The organism is Brevibacterium sp. JSBI002 (assembly GCF_026013965.1).
Taxonomy (GTDB): Bacteria; Actinomycetota; Actinomycetes; order Actinomycetales; family Brevibacteriaceae; genus Brevibacterium.
In genome coordinates this window covers 1,810,701-1,830,487 of the sequence record NZ_CP110341.1, presented here as the reverse complement: position 1 = coordinate 1,830,487, position 19,787 = coordinate 1,810,701, and the positions used below count along the sequence as shown (strand labels likewise).

Below are 19,787 nucleotides of genomic sequence, written 5' to 3'. Positions count from 1 at the left end.
GATGAGACTGGTCCCATGATCACACCGACACCGGAATCAGCTCACGCCGCCGACCCCGCCGACTTCGCTCCGTTCTCCCAACGTGCACTGAGCGGCAAGGTCGCCCTCGTCGCCGGAGCCACCCGAGGAGCCGGCCGCGCCATCGCCCGGGATCTCGCACGCGCCGGCGCCTTCGTCCACAGCACCGGCCGATCGACCCACGGGCGTCCCTCCGACTACGCACGCACAGAGACGATCGAAGACACCGCCGCCCTCATCACCGACGAAGGCGGCCAGGCCGAAGCCCACGTCTGCGATCACCTCGATCCGGCCCGGATCTCACAAGTGATTCGCCAGATCGAAGCCGACCACGGTCGTCTCGACATCCTCGTCAACGACATCGGGGGAGAAGCCTACGTCGAGTGGGGCACACCGTTCTGGGAGACCGAACTCGATACCGAGATGCGCTTGTTCCGGGCGGGACTGCTCGCTCAACTGCACACCGCACATGCCGCCCTGCCCCTGCTCACACGGAACCCGGGCGGTCTCCATATCGAGATCACCGACGGCACCGCAGAGTTCAACGCGAGCCACTACCGGGAGAATATCTTCCTCGACCTCACGAAGACGGCTGTGAGCCGACTGGCCTTCGGGCTCGGCCACGAACTCGCCAAGGTGGAAGCGACAGCGGTCGCCATCACCCCCGGTTGGCTGCGATCGGAGATGATGCTCGATCACTTCGGCACCACAGAGGATGACTGGATGCGCGACTCGCTCGACGAAACCCGCACCGAACCGCCACGCGATTTTGCGATCTCCGAGACGCCTCATCTGCTCGGTCGTTCCGTTGTCGCACTGGCCGCCGATCCCGACCGGCACAGCTTCAACTCGACGACGCAGGACACCCACGGATTGGCTGTCCACTACGGATTCAATGACCTCGACGGTTCGCGACCCGATTCGTGGAGCTTCATCACCACCCTCGAGAACGACCCTGCGGCGGATCCCTGCGAGTTCCGCTGACCGCACGGGCGAGTGCGGATTCCGCACTTGCCGAATCCGTCTTGGCACGGGTCCGGGACCTCGTTAGTCTGAAGCCACCCAATCGCTTCAGGAGGAGTTCGCCGTGTCCGCAGAAACCCGTGACGTCGTCATCATCGGAGCAGGCCCATCGGGCCTGAGCGCCGCCCGTCGGCTGCGGAAGGCCGGACGCAGCGTGATCGTGCTCGAGGCCCGTGACCGCGTGGGCGGCCGCACCTGGACCGAACATATCGACGGGCAGATGTTCGAACTCGGCGGCCAGTGGATCTCCCCGGACCAGACCGCGCTGCTCGCGCTCGTCGACGAACTCGGCAAAGAGACCTACCCGCGGTACCGCGACGGAGACAGCGTCTACATCGCTCCCGACGGAAAACGCACCGTCTACTCGGGAGAGATGTTCCCGGTGGGGGAGTCGACCCAGTCCGAGATGGAACGTCTCATCGGCATCCTCGACGAACTCGCCGCCAGGATCGGTCCGAATGCACCCTGGGATGCCGAAGACGCTGCCGAACTCGACTCGATCTCCTTTCACCACTGGCTGCGCCAACAGTCCGACGACGAACTCGCATGCGAGAACATCGGGCTGTTCGTCGCTGGCGGCATGCTGACCAAGCCCGCCACCACCTTCTCAGCACTCCAAGCGATTCTCATGGCCGCCTCGGCGGGATCGTTCACGAATCTCGTCGACGATCACTTCATCCTCGACCGACGTGTCGTCGGCGGAATGCAGTCGGTTTCGGTGCAGATGGCCGAGGAACTCGGTGAGGACATCGTCCGTCTGCAGCAGCCGGTCCGTCGGATCGAATGGTCGGAGACCGGCGTCAGCGTTTCCACCGACGAGCTGACAGTCAGCGCAGGCCAGGCGATCGTCGCCGTTCCGCCGAACCTCTACTCGCGCATCAGCTATGACCCACCTCTGCCGAGGCTTCAGCAGATCTTCCACCAGCACCAGTCGATGGGGCTCGTCATCAAGGTCCACGCCACCTACGACACCCCGTTCTGGCGCGAAGACGGACTGTGCGGAACCGGTTTCGGCGCTTCCCGTCTCGTCCAAGAGGTATACGACAACACGAACCACGGTGAAGAGCAAGGTACTCTCGTCGGCTTCATCTCCGATGTCAACGCCGATGCCATGTGGGCCCTGGACGAAGAGTCCCGCCGGACGAAGATCCTCGAAGCCCTCGCCGAGTTCCTCGGCCCGAAGGCACTCGACCCCCGGGTGTTCTACCTCTCCGACTTCGGCGCGGAGGAATGGACCCGCGGAGCCTATGCGACGAGCTACGACCTGGGCGGTCTGCACCGGTGGGGACCGTTCCAGAACGACCCGGTCGGTCCCATCCACTTCGCCAGCTCCGATATCGCAGCCGAAGGCTACCAGCACGTCGACGGAGCGGTGCGCATCGGCACCGCCACCGCCGAGAGGATCCTCGGCGAGAAGTCCTGAGATGAGCAGCACACAGCCGTCACCGTCGACGAACACGAGCGGACTGAGCTCGAAAGGACTCTCCGCCGGCAAGATCGGAGCCATCGGGGGAGCCGTCATCGGCATCTCCTGCATCGCTCCGGCCTATACGCTGACCTCGGGACTGGGCCCGACGATCTCCGAGGTCGGGGTGCACACCCCGGCCGTGCTGCTCATCGGGTTCGTGCCGATGCTCCTCGTCGTCTTCGGCTACCGCGAACTGAATACCGCGATGCCGGATTCGGGTACGACCTTCACATGGGCGACCAGAGCGTTCGGGCCATGGCTGGGCTGGATGGGCGGATGGGGGCTCGTCGCCGCCACCGTCCTCGTGCTGTCCAACCTCGCGGCCGTGGCCGTCGACTTCCTCTTCCTCCTGCTGTCCCAGGTGTTCTCCGATCCGTCCACCGCCGAACTCACACGGGTGCTGTGGATCAACATCCCCGTGACGATCTTCCTCACCGCTGCTGCGGCCTGGGTGTCCTATCGGGGGGTCGAAGCCACCGAGAAGCTGCAGGTGTGGCTCGTCGCCTTCCAGGTGCTGGCCCTGGGCTGGTTCGTCGTCGCCGCGATTGTGCAGGCGTCCAACGGCACCTCCTATGATCCGACCCCGGTCTCGCTTGATTGGTTCAATCCGCTGTCCGCCGGCGACTTCTCCACCGTCGCGGCGGCCGTATCGCTGTCGATCTTCCTGTTCTGGGGCTGGGACACGGTGATCACGATGAACGAGGAGGCGAAGGATCCGGAGAAGACTCCGGGGCGCGCGGCCATGCTCACGATCATTGCGATCGTCATCATCTACATCGCCTGCACGATCGCCGTCATCTCCTTCGCCGGAGTCGGCACCGAAGGCCTGGGTGCGGGCAACCCCGATAACCAGGAATCCATCTTCGCCTCACTCGCCGGCCCGGTCATGGGGCCCTTCGCAGTGCTCGTATCCATTGCGGTGCTCTCATCTTCCCTGTCATCGCTGCAGGCGACGATGGTCTCACCCTCGCGGACGATCCTGGCGATGGGCCACTACGGGGCGCTGCCTGAGAAGTACGGCAGGGTCTCTCCCCGCTACAAGTCCCCGTCGGTCGCCACCGTCACCTCGGCGGGCGCTGCGATCATCTTCTACGTCGTCATGCGCCTGCTCTCGGAGAACGCCCTGTGGGACACGATCACTGCGCTGGGCCTCATGGTCTGCTTCTACTACGGCATCACGGGCCTGGCCTGCATCTGGTATTTCCGACGCAGCCTCTTCGCCTCGACCCGCACGTTCTTCTACCGGTTCCTGTTCCCGCTCATCGGGGGCCTGACCCTGCTGGTCATCTTCGTCACCACCGCAATCGACTCGCTCGACCCCGACTACGGATCCGGATCCTCGGTCTTCGGCGTCGGACTCGTCTTCGTCCTCGGCATCGGGGTGCTGGCCCTGGGCGCGGTCATCATGATCATCCAATCCGTCCGCCATCCCGACTTCTTCCGCGGACGCACCCTGAAACAGGGAGTCGACGAGGGGTGAACGAACAGCTGGTGGCGCTGCGCCGAGTCCGAGACCGCATCGACCGCGAGTTCGACCAGCCCTTGAACGTGGAGGCCCTGGCCACAGGCGTGCACATGTCCGCCGGTCACCTCAGCCGTCAGTTCAGATCGGCCTTCGGAGAATCGCCGTATTCGTATCTCATGACGCGCAGGATCGAACGGGCAATGGCCCTCATCCGCCGCGGTGATCTCACGATCACCGAGATCTGCTTCACCGTCGGCTTCTCGTCCTTGGGCACCTTCAGCACCCGTTTCAGCGAACTCGTCGGACTCTCACCGACCCGCTACCGCGACGGAGTCGCCGCAGGCGAGCACCGGCTGCCGACGATCGTGGTGAAGAATGCGCTGCGACCGGTCAGGAATCGAGAAGTCCCACCGCGCTGAGCAGTCTACGATTGCTGACATGGACATCTCGATCAACGCCAGCTTTTTGCCCCACACCGATGCAGAAGAATCCCTGACCTTCTACCGTGACATCCTCGGCTTCGAGCTGCGTCTCGACGTCGGTGCCGGACGCATGCGCTGGCTGACGGTGGGACCGGTCGGCCAACCCGACACCTCGATCGTGCTCACCCCGCCCGTGACCGACCCGACGATCAGCGACACCGAACGGGAGACCATCGAAGGTCTCATCGCCAAGGGCAGCTATGCCGCGATCGTGCTCGCGACACCGAACGTCGATGAGGCCTTCGCCGAGGTGGAGGCCAAGGGCGCCGACATCGTGCAGGAGCCGATGGACCAGCCCTATGGTCTGCGAGACTGCGCTCTGCGGGACCCCGCCGGGAACATGATCCGCATCCAGCAGAGAGGCTGACACCAGTGCACACTGCAGACAGCCACGACCTCATCCGCGTCAGCGGAGGCCGGGAGAACAACCTCAAGAACGTCAGCGTCGAGATCCCCAAACGCCGTCTCACGGTCTTCACCGGCGTCTCCGGCTCCGGGAAGAGCTCACTGGTCTTCCACACCATCGCCGCCGAGTCCCAGCGGATGATCAACGAGACCTACTCCGCCTTCGTCCAAGGCTTCATGCCGGCGATGGCCCGACCCGAAGTCGACGTCCTCGAGGGACTGACGACGGCCATCCTCGTCGACCAGGAGCGGATCGGGGCGAACCCGCGCTCCACGGTGGGCACGGTCTCTGACATCAATGCGAAGCTGCGCACCCTCTACGCGCGCCTGGCAGAACCGAACCTCGGATCGACGAACGCGTATTCCTTCAACGTCGCCACCCTGAGCGGCAAGGGCGCGGTGACCATCGACAAGGGCGAGGGCAAACAGGTCGAACGGAAGTCGTTCTCCGTCAACGGCGGCATGTGTCCGCACTGCGAGGGCATGGGCACAGCCACGGACATCTCCATCGCCGAGGTGGTCGATGAGTCGAAATCCCTCAATGACGGAGCCATCACCGTCCCCGGGTACAAACCCGGCGGCTGGTCGGTGCGCATGTTCTCCGAATCCGGGTATTTCGACCCCGACAAGCCGGTCGGCGACTTCGACGAGAACGAGCGGCACTACCTGCTCTATGCCGAAGGCGAGAAGGTCAGGATCAACGGCACGAACATCACGTTCGACGGGCTGATCCCACGGATCCAACGCTCGTTCCTGTCCAAGGACCGGGATTCGATGCAGAAGCACATCCGCGAATTCGTCGACCGTGCCGTCGTCTTCACCACTTGCCCCGAATGCGCAGGGACACGGCTCAACGCCGCCGCCCGGTCCTCGCTGATCGCCGGGAAGTCGATCGCCGATGTCTGCGCTCTGCAGATCTCGGACATCACGGGTTGGTTGGACCAGATCGAGCCGGGAGCCGCCTCGGCGCTGCTCGATTCCCTGCGCGCGGATGTGCGCGCCTTCGACGACATCGGACTCGGATATCTGTCCTTGGACAGATCGGCTGGATCGCTGTCCGGGGGAGAGGCGCAGCGGATCAAACTGGTCCGCCACCTCGGATCCTCGCTCACGGACGTCACCTACGTCTTCGACGAACCGACGATCGGCCTGCACCCGCATGACATCCGATCGATGAACGAACTCCTGCTGGCGCTGCGGGACAAAGGCAACACGGTGCTCGTCGTCGAACACAAACCCGAGACGATCCTCATCGCCGACCACATCGTTGATCTCGGACCCGGAGCCGGAAGCAACGGGGGAGAGGTCACCTTCACCGGCACCGTCGACGGTCTCCGGGCATCCGATACGCTCACCGGTCGACACCTCGGATACACGGCGTCGCTCAAGGAAACGGTGCGGGAGCCGGCGGGAGCTCTCGAGATCCGCGACGCCGGGTCGCACAATCTGCGAGATGTCGATGTCGACGTGCCCCTCGGCGTGCTCACCGTCGTCACCGGCGTCGCAGGGTCCGGTAAGAGCAGCCTCATCGAGGGATCCCTGCGTGGGCGTGATGGGGTCGTGATGATCGATCAGGCGCCGATCAAGGGGTCCCGACGCAGCAACCCAGCCACGTATACGGGGATGCTCGAGCCCATTCGGAAGGCATTCGCGAGGGCCAATGGGGTCAAGCCCGCCCTCTTCAGCGCGAACTCCGAAGGTGCCTGTCCCGTGTGCAACGGGGCCGGAATCATCTATTCGGATATGGCGCTCATGGGCGGCGTGTCCGCACCCTGCGACGAGTGCGAGGGCAAGGGTTTCCAAGCCGAGGTGCTCGAGTTCGCCTTGGGCGGACTGAATATCCGTGAAGTCCTCGACCTGCCCGTTGACGCGGCGATCGAGCATTTCGGTGCGGGGGAGTCGCGTATCCCCGCGGTCGTGAAGATTCTGAAGATCCTCGCCGAGGTGGGACTCGGCTATGTCAGCCTCGGTCAGCCGCTGACGACTCTGTCAGGGGGCGAGCGGCAGAGACTGAAGTTGGCGGTCCATCTGTCGGCGAAGGCCGCGGATGCCGCGCAGGTGATCATCCTTGACGAACCGACGACCGGGCTGCACTTGGCCGATGTCGAGAATCTGCTGCAACTCCTCGATGGGCTCGTCGATTCCGGGCGGACCGTCATCGTCATCGAACACCATCAGGCCGTGATGGCTCACGCCGATCACATCATCGACCTGGGTCCCGGCGCCGACATGACGGAGGGTCGATCGTCTTCGAAGGCAGCCCGACTGAGCTGGTCGCCGGCGCGAAGGCGAATGGATCGCTGACCGCGGAGCATCTGGCACAGTACGTGACTTCCTGACCGGGGGAGCCGCTCTTCTTCAGGCCCCACTCAGGTTCCGCGGAGGCGATTCGGATGCTGAATTCACGGCCTCGGGTTCAAATGCGGCAGTTGATTCGTTACGGTGTATAACGGCTCGGTAACGACCGGGTTACAGAACCGAAATGCAGTCGTACTTTGGAGAAGACACAGTGAACCTCTACAGCACAAGCCTCCGCAAGGTCGCCCTGCTCGTCGGCGCCGGCGCTGTTGCAGCCGCCGGACTGACCGGAATGAGCGCAGGGCAGCCGGCACAGGCATCTGAGAAGGGCGTCTGGGACAAGGTCGCCGAATGTGAATCCGGCGGAGACTGGCACATCAACACCGGCAACGGATACTACGGCGGACTGCAGTTCTCCGAACAGACGTGGAAGGCCTTCGGCGGTGAGGGAATGCCGCACGAGGCCAGCAAGGCAGAGCAGATCGACATCGCCCAGAAGACGCTCAAGGAACAGGGCCCGGGCGCCTGGCCGGTCTGCGGTGAGAAGGCCGGACTGACGAAGGAGAACGGCGCGGCCGACGACGGCGGCGGATCCGACGACGGCAAGAAAGACGACGGCGGCTCGGACGACAGCGGCAAGGTCGGCCTCGGCGGCAACGTCACCGTCGGCAACTGAGACCACACGATGAACTGACGATCAACGATCTGCAGGCATGAGCACGTGCGCTGTGTTCGTGATCCTGGAACGGCCGTGAGCGACCTACGCGTTGCTCACGGCCATTCCTGTCGGTGACGCTAGTTGCCGTGTATTGGGTTTTCGCTGCGAGGGTGTCTTTCGAGGGATCCAAGACTCCTCTCCGACTATGGGTACAACGCCGATAATATACATTATGTTAAGTAAAGATTGAGAGCCGAGCCGCTTCCCCGTGGTCTCGCCTATAGAGTTGATGCTGACGATCGATGGCCGCAGATGTGTTCTGCAATCTGATGGTCCAGGTCTTCTGCTGAGTTCTGACTGGGAGGCGAAATGGCGACGAAGCAACCAGCAATGCGACCGACAGGCGAACCCGTCGATGACGTGCTCGACCGTGCAGGCGGTCCCAGGCGCGCCGAGGCTGATCGCCTGCGCGAGATCCTCGCAGAGATCTCCGGCGAAGAGCCCGTTGTCTGGGCCTCACGCATCATCGGATTCGGCGAGGTCGAGTATCGCTACGAATCAGGACATGGCGGCACCATGCCGGTTCTCGCGTACTCCCCTGCCTCGCGTCAGCATACGATCTATCTCACGAGCGACTATGAGGACCGTTGGCCCGACCTTGCCTCCAGGCTCGGCAAGTACCGCAGCGGCACGTCGTGCCTGTATCTCACGCGCTTGAATGATGCCGACGAATCGGTGCTGCGTGAACTCCTCAAGCGCACTCGTGACCACACGCTCGCCGAATGGTCCGACTGATAGCATGTGTACTGAACAGTAACTCAGATCACAGTAAGGGGCGCCTCCATGACCGCAGACACCACAGCCGTGCAGACCGCCGAATCTGCACCCACCTTCAAGCTCTGGAAGAAGATGCAGGAGATGCCTCTGGGCGGCCTCGTCGGTTCATGGCTGTTCTCTCAGGGCATCTGCTTCAAAGCACCCTATTTCCGTACTGTGCGCCCGCAGATCAAAGAGCTGCGACCCGGGCTGTGCCGCGTCGCTGCGCCCAACCGCCGTGGAATGCACAACCATATCGGCACCTATCACGCATCGCGTCGTGCAATATGGCCGAAGTCGCCGCCGGTGTAATGACGGAAGCGACCGTGCCGCCCACTCACCGCTGGATCCCAGCGGGAATGACCGTGGAATACAACGCCAAGGCCAGCAAAGGGGCGGTCATGGCAGTCACCCGGCTTGAAGAGATCCCCGAATTCGGCGAGGAGAAGTTCGACCTGATCGTCCCTGTGGATGTCCTCGACGCGAACGGCATCGCCTTCGTCACCGCACGCATCACCATGTACATCTCACCGAAGAAGCGCTGAAGCACCGCGGATCCACCAGGTCACCGCCTGGAAACCTTTACCGGTCCGACAGCAGCAGCACGCGCTGAGCGTGCGTGACTGCCCCACCGATCGGGCGTGGCGGCCTGTACCCGCCCTCAGGCCCTAAGTCGATGATGAGATCGCCGAGCTCGGTTGAGATGAACTCGGCAAGGCTCTCATCGATCGGCCAGTCATGCCCGGTGCCGCGTGAGAGATCAGCGGCATGGAGTGCGAGCTCGAGAATGCGCATCTGCACCAGCTGCGCTCCCGGGATGCTGCCGATCCGGTGAGCCACGGGCGCGTGGAGGTCGCATTCGTACACCAGCGCTCTGAACGACCTCTCGTGAGTCCAGAAGGAATCGAGCATGTCCTCTCCGAGGTGATCGGCTCCCCTGGTGGCTTCGACTTCCTCCGTGCTCGCCTGCTGCAGCAGCTTCGTGTAGCGGACTCCCCCGCCGATCAGGTGATTGATGAGCTCCGCATTCGACCATTCCGCCGCCCCGCTCGTCCGGTTCAGATCGGAGGTGCGGACTCGACGGAGGGCTGTGACCCAACATGCTTCTGCCTGATCGAGCTGAGTGGTCGTGACTTCATCCATGCCCTCAGCCTAAGTCCGGATGCCTGGGACCGTACCGACGATCTCGGGTGGTGTCGTTCCGCAAGGCGGGAAGGGCATCAGAGATCGCTCCGATGAATCTCGATTGTTGAGAACTTCTGGTCGAATCATAGTCCTGACCGTTCGGTCAGTATAGGTTGTTCCTGCGCGCTGCGCGCTGCGTGATGGTATACCAATGTGGATCGCCGTCCTGCGCCCCTGCAACTCGACAATGAAGTGAGGAGCTGACCATGACCGTGGCCAGCGGTTCGGCCGACTACATCGGCCTCGCAAACGCACCGATTCTCTGGATACTCGCGATGGCGGTGATGGGTGTCGTCGTCGTTCAATCGCTCATCTACATGACCGCGGTGAAGAAGAACGCCGAGTCCGCGGGTATGAGCCAACAGGAAGTCCGTTCGGCCTTCCGCGCCGGCGGTGTCGCCGCCATCGGGCCATCGCTGTCGGTGGTCCTCGTCGCCATCGCTCTGCTGCCTCTGTTCGGCACTCCCCCGGTCATCGTCCGCGTCGGACTCATCGGGTCCGCCGCCACCGAGGTCGCATCTGCGTCCCTGGCGGCAGGCACCATGGGTGCCAACCTCGGTGATGAGACCTTCACTCGGGGCGTGTTCATCGTCGCCCTCATGGCGATGAGCCTCTCGGGCGCCGGCTGGATGATCTCCACCCTCATCCTCACCCCGATCTTCAAACGCAGCTCTCACAAGCTCGAGAAGGTCAATCCCGCACTCATGTCGATCATCCCGGGTGCGGCACTGCTCGCGGCCTTCGCGGCGCTGACCTTCCGTGAGCTGCCGAAGTCACCGACCCATGTCATCGCCGTCATCGTCTCGGCAGTGGTGATGAGCATCTGCCTGCTGCTCGCCAAGACGCTCAAACAGAACTGGCTGAAGGAATGGGGATTGGGAATCTCCCTGCTCATCGGCCTCGTCGCCGCCTACTTCGCCCACTATGCCGGTCTCGGCATGCCCGAAGCCTGAGGAGAGACCATGTCATCGATCATCACATCACCCTCGCACGCGGCATTCGAGCGCACCACCAGCCGGTGGGGCTCGATCACGCTGTTCATCGGATTCCTCATCGCCACCTCGGTGCCGTTCTATCTTCTGTTCGTCGCCGATGCGAACATCGATCTCGGAGAGATCCTCAAGGGATTCCTCGCCGTGTTCGCCGTCTACGGAGTCTTCTACATCGTCGAACCTCTCACCTATTTCCCGATCCTCGGACCCGCCGGGATGTACCAGGCCTTCATGATCGGCAACGTCTCGAACAAACTGCTTCCCTCGGCGATCGTCGCCCAGGACACGATCGGGGCGAAGCCGGGCACCCGCAAGGGCGAATATGCGGCCACAATGGCCATCTGCGGGGCCGCGATCATCCACGTCGCCTCGATGGTCATCTTCGTCGGCATCCTCGGCACCTGGCTCGTCTCCCTCATTCCCGAGCCGGTGACCCTCGTCGCGAAGCTCTACATCCTCCCGGCGATCCTCGGCGGTGTCACCGTCCAGCTCATCGCTTCTCTCAAGCAGCTGAAATCGACGCTCATCGCCCTCGGCACGGCGGCGCTGGTCATCCTCGTCCTCGTCAGACTGGTTCCCGTGCTCGCGCCCGGCGACGTCGCCATCGTCGTGTTCCTGACCATCCTCATCACATGGTTCACCCGCAACAAGGCGGTCACGGACAAAAGACCCGACAGCGACGGCACCGACACCGTCGGCATCAACTGAGGGCTGACAACGTTCGGTGCTCGTCTGCCGAGACCGACCCACGCATCCGACAATTCCTGCCAAGATGGCACCAGACCTCTGCTGAAAGGACATCATGTCACTCAACTCCGCCCTCCGCGCGTCGATCAGTGCCGATCTCGACCAGACGATCGCCGACTATAAGCACTTCCACCGCACTCCCGAGCTGTCCATGCAGGAGACGAACACCGCCGCACAGATCGCTTCCCGACTCCAAGCCCTCGGACTGGAGACCCACACCTTCGGCGGAACCGGAGTCGTCGCCGTGATCGAGAACGGCGACGGTCCGGTCATCGGCTACCGTGCCGACATCGACGGACTGCCGATCAGCGAGGACACCGGACTCGACTATGCCTCCACGGCGGACGGCACTCTTCCCGACGGCGAGACGACGAAGGTCATGCACGGCTGCGGCCACGACACTCACATCACAGTCGGCCTCTACCTCGCCAAGCACCTCGTCGCACACAGGGACCTGTGGTCGGGAACAGTCGTTATGCTCTTCCAGCCCGGTGAGGAGACCGGCCAAGGTGCGCGCGCCATGCTCGATGACGGGCTCTGGGATGAGATCGTGCGCCCCGAGGTCATCTTCGGTCAGCACGTGTGGCCCGGTGCCGCCGGTCACCTCTACGTCAGCAGCGGCACCGCCATGGCGATGTCCGACTGCCTGCGCGTGACCGTCAAGGGCAAGCAGGCACACGGATCCCAGCCGGAGAACGCGATCGACCCGATCGTCCTCGGCGCCTATATGATCACCCGCCTTCAGTCGGTCGTGTCACGCGAGATCTCCGGCCGCGACATGTCGGTCGTCACCGTCGGCACCTTCCACGGCGGACTCAAAGAGAACATCATCCCCGACTCCGCCGAATTCAAACTCAATATCCGCACCTTCACCGAGCAGGTCCGCGCGGTCGTCCTCGACCGGGTCAGGCGCATCATCGAAGCCGAGGCTCTTGCTTCCGGAGCTCCGGAGCCCGAGATCGAAGAGATGTATCGGTTCCCGCGCTGCTTCAACGACCCCGAGGAGACCGAGTCGTTCCTCACCCATGCCGGAGCCGAACTCGGCGCCGAACAGGTCCACCTGTCCGAGCCCGCCACCGGCAGCGAGGATGTCGGAGCGTTCGGCGATGACATCGGCGTCCCATACGTGTACTGGTTCTTCGGCGGATACTCCCCCGAGAAGTTCGCCGATGGTCAGACCCCGCCCGGGAATCACTCCCCGTTCTTCGCTCCCGACGATGTCGAGACCACTCTCGAGACCGGCATCAGAGCCGCGCTGTCCGCGGTGCTGAGCAAGGTCGGAAAGGACCGCGCATGAGCGAGGAGATGCTGTGGTGGTCGACCCGTGAGCTGGCCGGCCGAATCGCCGCCAAAGAAGTCTCTGCTCGGGAGGCTCTGCAGGCCCATCTCGACCGCATCGATGAGGTCAACCCTGCCCTCAACGCCGTCGTCACCCGAGACGACGAAACCGCCTTCGCCCGAGCTGATGCCGCAGACGCAGCAACCGCCCGCGGTGAGAGCTTCGGTGCCCTGCACGGAGTGCCGATGACGCATAAGGACACCCACGACACGGCAGGTCTGCGCACGACCTGGGGTTCACCGCTCATGGCCGATCGCGTGCCCGAATCGGATGCGCTCATCGTCGCCCGTCTCAAAGCCGCCGGAATCACGACGACAGGCAAGACGAACGTGCCCGAGTTCGCCGCCGGATCCCACACCTTCAATGAGGTCTTCGGCACAACCGTGAACCCCTACGACCGGACGAAATCGGCATCGGGATCCTCCGGTGGCGTAGGTGCGGTGCTCGCAGCCGGGATCCAGGCCTCAGGTGACGGCTCCGATATGGGCGGATCACTGCGGTCGCCGGCATCGTTCAACAACGTCGTCGGTCTGCGGCCGAGCAACGGCCGTATCCCCCACGTTCGACCGGGCAACCCCTTTGCGTGGCTGTCCCAGAGCGGATTCATGGCACGCACGGTCTCCGATGTGGCGCTGCTCATGTCGGTGGCCTCAGGGCCGCATCCTTCGGCGCCGGGATCGATCCTCGAGTCGGGCGGCGTGTTCGACCTCCCGGAGTTCGCACACGGCTCCGACCGCTCCCCCGACCTCACCGGACTCCGGGTCGGCTTCAACCCCGACCTGGACGGACTGCTTCCGGTCGAAACCGAGGTGAAGGAGATCGTCGCGTCCGCCGCACCGGTATTCAGCAGCCTCGGTGCACATGTGGACGAAGAGATCCCGGATCTCACGGACGCCGACGAGGTGTTCAACGTCCGCCGCGCCCTCGACTTCGTGGGCTCCTGGGGCGGCCTGTATGAGGCGCACCCGGACAGAATCAAGGAATCGGTCGGGTGGAACATCCGCATGGGGCTCGACCTCACCGGCGCCGAGGTGGCTTCGGCCGAATCAGCGCGCACCCGTCTGCATGCGGAGATCGACAGCTACTTCGCCGGACACGACGTCCTCGTGCTCACCACGTGCCAGGTCCTGCCGTTCGACGCGGACATCGAGTATCCGAAACAGATCAACGGTGTGCAGCTGGAGAACTACCTCGATTGGATGCGAGCACTGTGCCTGATCTCGGCGACCGGCTGCCCCGCCATCTCGGTGCCTGCCGGCTTCTCGGCCTCCGGTCTGCCGGTGGGTGTGCAGATCGTGGCGAAACCCGGCGCTGATGTCGAGCTGCTGCGAGTCGCTCACGCCTTCGAGGCAGCCACCGGACATCACTCCAGACGTCCGGACCTCTGAGGGGCAGTCTTCGCAGGACGCGGCTTCGGTCGAGGCAGGTATGGCATACCTGGGCAGAGTTTGCCGAGCCTTTCCACACTGGAACGGTTCTAGAAAAGGTGTCAGGATATTCTCTAAGCAGGCGGAACGGATCCGCCTCGAACTGCAAAGGAGTAAAAGATGCACCTGAGCCCCGCCATGCAGAAGGTCCTCAACGAGCAGGTCACCCTCGAAGTCGAAGCCTCGTTGGTCTACCTCCAGCTCTCCATCCAGCTCGATGATCTCGATCTGCCCGGAATGACGCGCTGGATGCGCGCCCAGTCCGAAGAAGAGCAGGTTCACGCCGCCAAGTTCACTCAGCACTGCCTCGACCGCGGATTCGCCCCTCAGATCGGCGACATCGCCGCTCCGAAGGTCTCCGGTTCGCAGCCGCTCGACTTCTTCAAGGCCGCACTGGCCCACGAGGAGAAGGTCTCGGAATCCATCCGCAACATCTACCGCACCGCTCAGGACGAGGCCGACCTCGACGTCCTGCCGCTGCTCCACTGGTTCATCGACGAGCAGGTCGAGGAGGAGTCGAGCATCTCCGAGATCATCGGTCGCCTCGAGCGCGTCGGCAACGACGGTGCCGGCGTCCTGCGCATCGATTCCGAACTCGGCTCACGCCACCCGGATATCACTGCCGACAGCGAGTGACCACTTCGGCTCAGCACTCAGGGCGAGCTCTATGAGTCAAGTGTGAACTCGAATCGAGTACTCAAGCGGCCGATCCCAGCATGGGGGTCGGCCGCTGTCGTATGCAGGCCCGAGCTTGCGGGGAGACCGGTGCGTCCTCAGCCGAGGACCGACTTGCCGATGAGCAGCACGATCGGCAGAGTCACGAGCATGACGCCGGTCTGTCCGGCGATGAGTGCGGCCATGAGCTTCGCATCGCCCCCGAGCTGCCGCGCCATGACATAACCGGAGCTCGCCGTGGCGATCGACTGGAAGAGCAGCCCGACCAGCGCCGGCACCGTCGGGACGGCGAAGAGTGACAGTGCGACGAGGGACAGCCCCGGCAGCACGATCAGCTTGATGAACGTCGAGGCGATGATGGCCCGGGCGTGGTCACGCATCGAGAATGCCTGCAGACCGGCGCCGACGCAGAGGAGCCCGATGGGCAGCGAGGCGGCCGCCAAGGGTTCGAGGACGGTGGCCGCCACGTCCGGCAGACCCAGACCGCTGAGATTGGCCGCAGCTCCGGCGACGCAGCCGAGCACGAGAGGATTCGTCGCGATCGCCCGCAGCAGCGCGAGCAGCGAGCTCGGTCCGGTGCGCAGGAGCTCGAAGCCGAGGCTCGAGATGACGTTCACCGTGGGGACGAGGACCGCCGCGACGATCGCGGCCACGGCGCTGCCTTCGGAACCGAACAGGCTGCCCGCCAACGACAGGCCGATATAGGTGTTGAAGCGGATCCCGCCTTGGAGCACGGAGGTGAAGGCCGGAAGATCGCGGGCGATGACCCGGCGGGCGACGACGATGCCCAGGGACACGATCACGGTGGGAATGACGAGCGCGGCTGCCAAGCGCGCGAGCGGGACATGGGCTACGTCCACCTCGGCGACGGAGGTGAAGAGGAGCACCGGAAGGAGGCAGTAGTACGCGAGCTTCTCCGCGCCCGACCAGAATTCCGGACTCCGAAATCCCGGCAGTCTCTTCAGTGCGAGACCGAAGGCGATGAGCGCCGTGACGGGAAGCAGTGCGAGGAGAATGGGAACCAAGCTCACAGACTGAGAATTTCATGAGTTCGGAATCATTTCAAAGTTGAGTGTGTTTGACTCAATGTAGGACCCGAACGAAAGGAAGCACATGGCTACACGTTTCGACCCCATCCGCGACCTCGACCGATTCTTCTCCGAGGTGACCCGCACCCCGAACGCCACCACCCTGCCGATGGACCTCTACCGTGACGGCGAAGTCTTCATCGCCCGCATCGATATGCCCGGAGTCGATCCGAGCAGCATTGATGTCGATGTCGAAGACCGCACGCTCACGGTGCGCGCTCGCCGCGAGTCCGAGGTCGCCGACAAGGACGTGAAGTGGCTGACCCGGGAACGCACCAATGGCACCTACGCCCGCCAGCTCACGCTCGGCAATCGGGTGGCGCTGGATCGCATCCGCGCCGACTACAGCGACGGTGTCCTCACGCTGACGATCCCCGTCGCCGAGGAGGCCCGCCCCCGGAAGATCTCCGTCTCCCATGCAGCCGGACAGACCTCCCCCGAGGTGGTTGAATCGTCCTCGTCCGACGAACCCCGCTCCCCCGGCCTCGACGGCTGACACCGGCGCCGGATTCCAACGGAATCACGGTGACCGAGGTTCGGACGCCGAGGCGTTTCCCGGTTGCCGGCAGCGGGCTGCACCTTCATCGGGTGCGGCCCGCTTCGTGCGTTCAGCCCCGTTCGAGGAGATACGCCAGGCACATATACGGCAGATCCACCGTGCCGGACACCGGATGCTCGACACTGAAGTACCCGCGCAGGTTCGCTTCGACTCGGGCTCGAGTCTTCTCGTTCGAACGCAGCCAATACGACCGGGTGCGCGCGAGGTCGACGATTCCATCGACGGTGAGCTCCGTGGTGAACTCGACGAGCCTGTGGTCGGTGAGAACCAGACCGTTGCCGGGCTGGGGTCGGTACTGCGGTCGATAGACGTCGCCGGCGTGCATGATCCGGCTCAGGCGCAGCACCCAGTCGACCCGGACATCGAGTTGGTTGATGAGGATGAGCAGCCGGCCTCCCGGGCGGAGGATGCGCGCGACTTCGGCGGCTGCTCTCGCTTCGTCGAACCAATGCCAGGCCTGCGCGACAGTGACGAGGTCGAGATTCCCTGATTCCAGGCCGGTGTCCTCAGCGGTGCCGACCATGGTGGGGGCTGGATTGCGTTCGAGCGCGGCCGTGTCGGGATCGACGGCGATGAGATCGGCACCGCGTGTGAGCAGCCGGCCGCTGAGGATCCCCGTTCCCGCACCGAGGTCGCACACGCGCAGACCAGACCATCGCGGCTCCCAACCGGTCAGCGCGAGGTCGAGGGCTGAGTCGGGATATCCGGGCCGCACCTCGTCATAGACTCCGGCCTGGGTGCCGAAACTGCGGCCGTGGGCGGCCTGCGCACGTGGTCGCACCATCTGAGTCTGCCTTTCATCGAATTGCCGGCGGTCGTCCGGGCGACCGCTGCAGACCACTCTAGCGTCGCTGGCATTCGCCGAGTCGATAGGATGGAGTCAACGGCCCGTTCCCAGCCCTAAGGAGCCAGCATGTCCGCACCGTCCGACCTCTCGTCCAAACTGGACGAAGTCTCCGCCGCGTACGAGGAATTCGCCTCGCGCGGTCTCTCGCTCGACATCACACGGGGCAAGCCCGCCCCGGAACAGCTCGACCTCGCTGCCGATCTGCTCACTGCGGTCAGCGGCGACGACTATCGCACTCCCGGTGGCGTCGACACCCGCAACTACGGCGGACTCGACGGACTCATCGAACTGCGGGAGATCTTCGCTCCGCTGCTCAAGGTTCCGGCCGACCAGCTGTTGGCCGGCGGCAATGCCTCGCTGACATTCATGACCCAGGCGCTGACCTTCGCCCACATGCACGGCACGGCCGTCGATGATCGCCCGTGGGGGCAGGGTCCGCACAAGCTGCTGTGCCCCGTGCCCGGTTACGACCGCCATTTCACCCTGGCCGAATCCCTCGGGTTCGAGCTGTTGACCATTCCGATGGACGACGAGGGCCCGGTGATCTCCGAGGCGCAGCGTCTGGCCGAAGACCCTGCGGTCAAGGGCATGTGGCTGGTGCCGATGTATTCCAACCCGACCGGAATCACGGTCACCGAAGCGCGGGCACGGGAGCTGGCTGCCATGCCGACGGCGGCGCCCGACTTCACTCTGCTGTGGGACAACGCCTACGGGGTGCACCATCTGCGAGAGGACCATCCGGACAATCTCGACATCCTCTCGCTCTGCGCAGAGGCGGGTCATCCCGAACGTGCATGGGTCTTCGCCTCGACGTCGAAGATCACTCATGCCGGGGCCGGGGTGTCGTTCTTCGCCGGAGGCCCTGCCACAGTCGATTGGATGCGAGCGAACCTCGGGAAGGTCGCGATCGGTCCCGACAAGATCAACCAGCTGCGCCATGTCCGGTTCTTCTCCGACACGGCCGGGGTCGAAGCACATATGCGCAAGCATGCCGAGATCGTCGCACCGAAGTTCGATGCGGTGCTCAAGGCGCTCGAGGACGGACTCGGAGCGGAAGAGCTGGCGCAGTGGACCTCACCGGACGGCGGGTACTTCATCACTCTGACGACGATGGAGGGCATCGCCGATCGCGTCGTCAAACTCGCTGGGGAAGCTGGAGTGAAGCTGACTCCTGCCGGTGCCACGCACCCGTACGGCGTCGACCCCAACAACAACATAATCCGCATCGCGCCGACGATGCCGACCCTCGATGAGGTCGAACTCGCCGCTCAGGGCCTCGTGGCGTGTGTGCGCCTGGCCAGCTATGAGAAGCTGCTCGCCGGCTGACACTCGAACGCGGCCTGCAGACTGAGACAGGTCCGCCCCGAACCGAAGGGTTCGGGGCGGACCTGTCTGTACCTGGGACGTCGGATCAGTATTCGTAGAATCCGCGTCCGGATTTCACACCGAGCAGGCCGGCATCGACCATGCGCGACAGCAGGATCGGAGGCTTGTTCGCAGGATCACCGGTCTCCTCATACATGCTCTCTGCGGCATAGAGGCAGGTGTCGAGACCGACGAGGTCGGCCAGCTTGATCGGCCCCATCGGGTGGGCGCAGCCGCCGACCATTCCCGCGTCGATGTCCTCCTTCGTCGCGTGTCCGGCCTCGAGCATCCGGACCGCGCTGAGCAGGTACGGGATGAGCAGGGCATTGACGATGAAACCGGGACGGTCATCGGCTTGGATCGGGTTCTTCCCGAGCACATCGGCGACGAAGGACGTCACGGTGCTGCGGACATCCTCGGCGGTGAGCACCGAGGAGACGATCTCGACGAGCGGCTGGACCGGTGCAGGGTTGAAGAAATGCACTCCCAGCACGCGTTCGGGGCGCGAGGTCGCCTGCGCGAATCGGATGATCGGCATCGACGAGGTGTTCGAGGCCAGGATCGCTTCCGGGTCGGTGACGACCTGGTCGAGCTCAGCGAAGATCGACTTCTTGATGTCTTCGTTCTCACTGGCCGCCTCGATGACGAGCTGACGATCGGCGAGATCGCTGATATCGGTGGTGAACCGCAGTCGGCCGAGCGCCTCGTCACGGGCAGCGGCATCGAGTTTGCCCTTGTCCACTGCGCGAGCCAGGGATTTCTCGATGCGGGCACGACCTGCGGCCGAGGCCTCCTCGTTGATCTCGCGGACGATGACGTCGAGACCGGACTTCGCCAGCACTTCGGCGATTCCGGCTCCCATGAGTCCGCTGCCGATGACGGCGGTGCGCTGGATGCTCATAAACTTCTCCTTCTTGGTCTATATGGTCG

At 64.1% G+C, this 19,787-nt stretch carries 18 protein-coding genes and 2 pseudogenes; 16 read left to right on the top strand and 4 right to left on the bottom strand.

Annotated features, from left to right (window positions below; all coding sequences use genetic code 11):
• The first annotated feature begins 15 nt into the window (after positions 1-15).
• From LJ362_RS08410 to LJ362_RS08370, 9 genes and pseudogenes are all read left to right on the top strand, one after another.
• The gene (locus LJ362_RS08410; RefSeq protein ID WP_264801720.1) at positions 16-1,002 is read left to right on the top strand and encodes an SDR family oxidoreductase; all 987 of its coding nucleotides are present in this window, start codon (positions 16-18) and stop codon (positions 1,000-1,002) included.
• A 103-nt stretch (positions 1,003-1,105) separates the two neighbouring features.
• A complete protein-coding gene (locus tag LJ362_RS08405) occupies positions 1,106-2,464 on the top strand; it encodes a flavin monoamine oxidase family protein (RefSeq protein WP_264801719.1) in 1,359 nt (452 codons plus the stop codon).
• Between the two features lies 1 nt (position 2,465).
• Positions 2,466-3,989, top strand: a complete 1,524-nt coding sequence (locus LJ362_RS08400; RefSeq protein WP_264801718.1) for an APC family permease — start codon at positions 2,466-2,468, stop codon at positions 3,987-3,989.
• Complete coding sequence (locus LJ362_RS08395; RefSeq protein WP_264801717.1) at positions 3,986-4,393, top strand: helix-turn-helix transcriptional regulator; 408 nt, start codon at positions 3,986-3,988, stop codon at positions 4,391-4,393. The genes LJ362_RS08400 and LJ362_RS08395 overlap by 4 nt, the downstream gene beginning before the upstream one ends.
• A 19-nt stretch (positions 4,394-4,412) precedes the next feature.
• A complete protein-coding gene (locus LJ362_RS08390; RefSeq protein WP_410710001.1) occupies positions 4,413-4,823 on the top strand; it encodes a VOC family protein in 411 nt (136 codons plus the stop codon).
• Positions 4,820-7,200: pseudogene (locus LJ362_RS08385) on the top strand (ATP-binding cassette domain-containing protein). Before LJ362_RS08390 ends, LJ362_RS08385 begins: the two are co-directional and overlap by 4 nt.
• A gap of 170 nt (positions 7,201-7,370) precedes the next feature.
• Positions 7,371-7,835: a transglycosylase family protein gene (locus LJ362_RS08380; RefSeq protein WP_320109165.1), complete on the top strand. Its 465-nt coding sequence runs from the start codon at positions 7,371-7,373 to the stop codon at positions 7,833-7,835.
• A 372-nt stretch (positions 7,836-8,207) separates the two neighbouring features.
• On the top strand, positions 8,208-8,612 hold the full coding sequence (locus tag LJ362_RS08375) for a DUF1801 domain-containing protein (protein WP_264801714.1): 405 nt from the start codon (positions 8,208-8,210) through the stop codon (positions 8,610-8,612).
• Positions 8,613-8,660: 48 nt separating this feature from the next.
• Positions 8,661-9,178 (top strand): annotated as a pseudogene (locus LJ362_RS08370) (hotdog fold domain-containing protein).
• A gap of 37 nt (positions 9,179-9,215) precedes the next feature.
• Here the strand turns inward: LJ362_RS08370 and LJ362_RS08365 are convergent.
• On the bottom strand, positions 9,216-9,776 hold the full coding sequence (locus tag LJ362_RS08365) for a maleylpyruvate isomerase N-terminal domain-containing protein (RefSeq protein ID WP_264801713.1): 561 nt from the start codon (positions 9,774-9,776) through the stop codon (positions 9,216-9,218).
• Positions 9,777-10,024: 248 nt separating this feature from the next.
• On the opposite strand from LJ362_RS08365, the gene LJ362_RS08360 reads away from it, so the two are divergent.
• From LJ362_RS08360 to LJ362_RS08340, 5 genes are all read left to right on the top strand, one after another.
• Positions 10,025-10,771, top strand: a complete 747-nt coding sequence (locus LJ362_RS08360) for a DUF5058 family protein (RefSeq protein ID WP_139467210.1) — start codon at positions 10,025-10,027, stop codon at positions 10,769-10,771.
• A 9-nt stretch (positions 10,772-10,780) separates the two neighbouring features.
• On the top strand, positions 10,781-11,518 hold the full coding sequence (locus tag LJ362_RS08355; protein ID WP_264801711.1) for a hypothetical protein: 738 nt from the start codon (positions 10,781-10,783) through the stop codon (positions 11,516-11,518).
• A 94-nt stretch (positions 11,519-11,612) separates the two neighbouring features.
• Positions 11,613-12,854, top strand: coding sequence for an amidohydrolase (locus LJ362_RS08350; protein ID WP_264801709.1), 1,242 nt, complete (start codon positions 11,613-11,615; stop codon positions 12,852-12,854).
• The gene (locus LJ362_RS08345) at positions 12,851-14,284 is read left to right on the top strand and encodes an amidase family protein (RefSeq protein ID WP_264801707.1); all 1,434 of its coding nucleotides are present in this window, start codon (positions 12,851-12,853) and stop codon (positions 14,282-14,284) included. The genes LJ362_RS08350 and LJ362_RS08345 overlap by 4 nt, the downstream gene beginning before the upstream one ends.
• 159 nt (positions 14,285-14,443) lie before the next feature.
• Positions 14,444-14,959, top strand: a complete 516-nt coding sequence (locus tag LJ362_RS08340; RefSeq protein WP_264801706.1) for a ferritin — start codon at positions 14,444-14,446, stop codon at positions 14,957-14,959.
• Between the two features lie 137 nt (positions 14,960-15,096).
• Here LJ362_RS08340 and LJ362_RS08335 read toward each other — a convergent pair whose 3' ends face one another.
• Positions 15,097-16,029: an AEC family transporter gene (locus LJ362_RS08335; protein WP_264801705.1), complete on the bottom strand. Its 933-nt coding sequence runs from the start codon at positions 16,027-16,029 to the stop codon at positions 15,097-15,099.
• 82 nt (positions 16,030-16,111) lie between these two features.
• Here LJ362_RS08335 and LJ362_RS08330 point away from each other — a divergent pair, with 82 nt between their 5' ends.
• Complete coding sequence (locus tag LJ362_RS08330; protein ID WP_264801704.1) at positions 16,112-16,582, top strand: Hsp20/alpha crystallin family protein; 471 nt, start codon at positions 16,112-16,114, stop codon at positions 16,580-16,582.
• Positions 16,583-16,694: 112 nt separating this feature from the next.
• Here the strand turns inward: LJ362_RS08330 and LJ362_RS08325 are convergent, their stop codons facing one another.
• Positions 16,695-17,429, bottom strand: a complete 735-nt coding sequence (locus LJ362_RS08325) for a class I SAM-dependent methyltransferase (RefSeq protein WP_264801703.1) — start codon at positions 17,427-17,429, stop codon at positions 16,695-16,697.
• 129 nt (positions 17,430-17,558) lie between these two features.
• On the opposite strand from LJ362_RS08325, the gene LJ362_RS08320 reads away from it, so the two are divergent.
• Positions 17,559-18,818, top strand: coding sequence for an aminotransferase class I/II-fold pyridoxal phosphate-dependent enzyme (locus LJ362_RS08320; protein WP_264801702.1), 1,260 nt, complete (start codon positions 17,559-17,561; stop codon positions 18,816-18,818).
• An 85-nt stretch (positions 18,819-18,903) separates the two neighbouring features.
• Here the strand turns inward: LJ362_RS08320 and LJ362_RS08315 are convergent, their stop codons facing one another.
• Positions 18,904-19,758, bottom strand: a complete 855-nt coding sequence (locus LJ362_RS08315; protein ID WP_264801701.1) for a 3-hydroxybutyryl-CoA dehydrogenase — start codon at positions 19,756-19,758, stop codon at positions 18,904-18,906.
• Positions 19,759-19,787 lie beyond the last annotated feature (29 nt).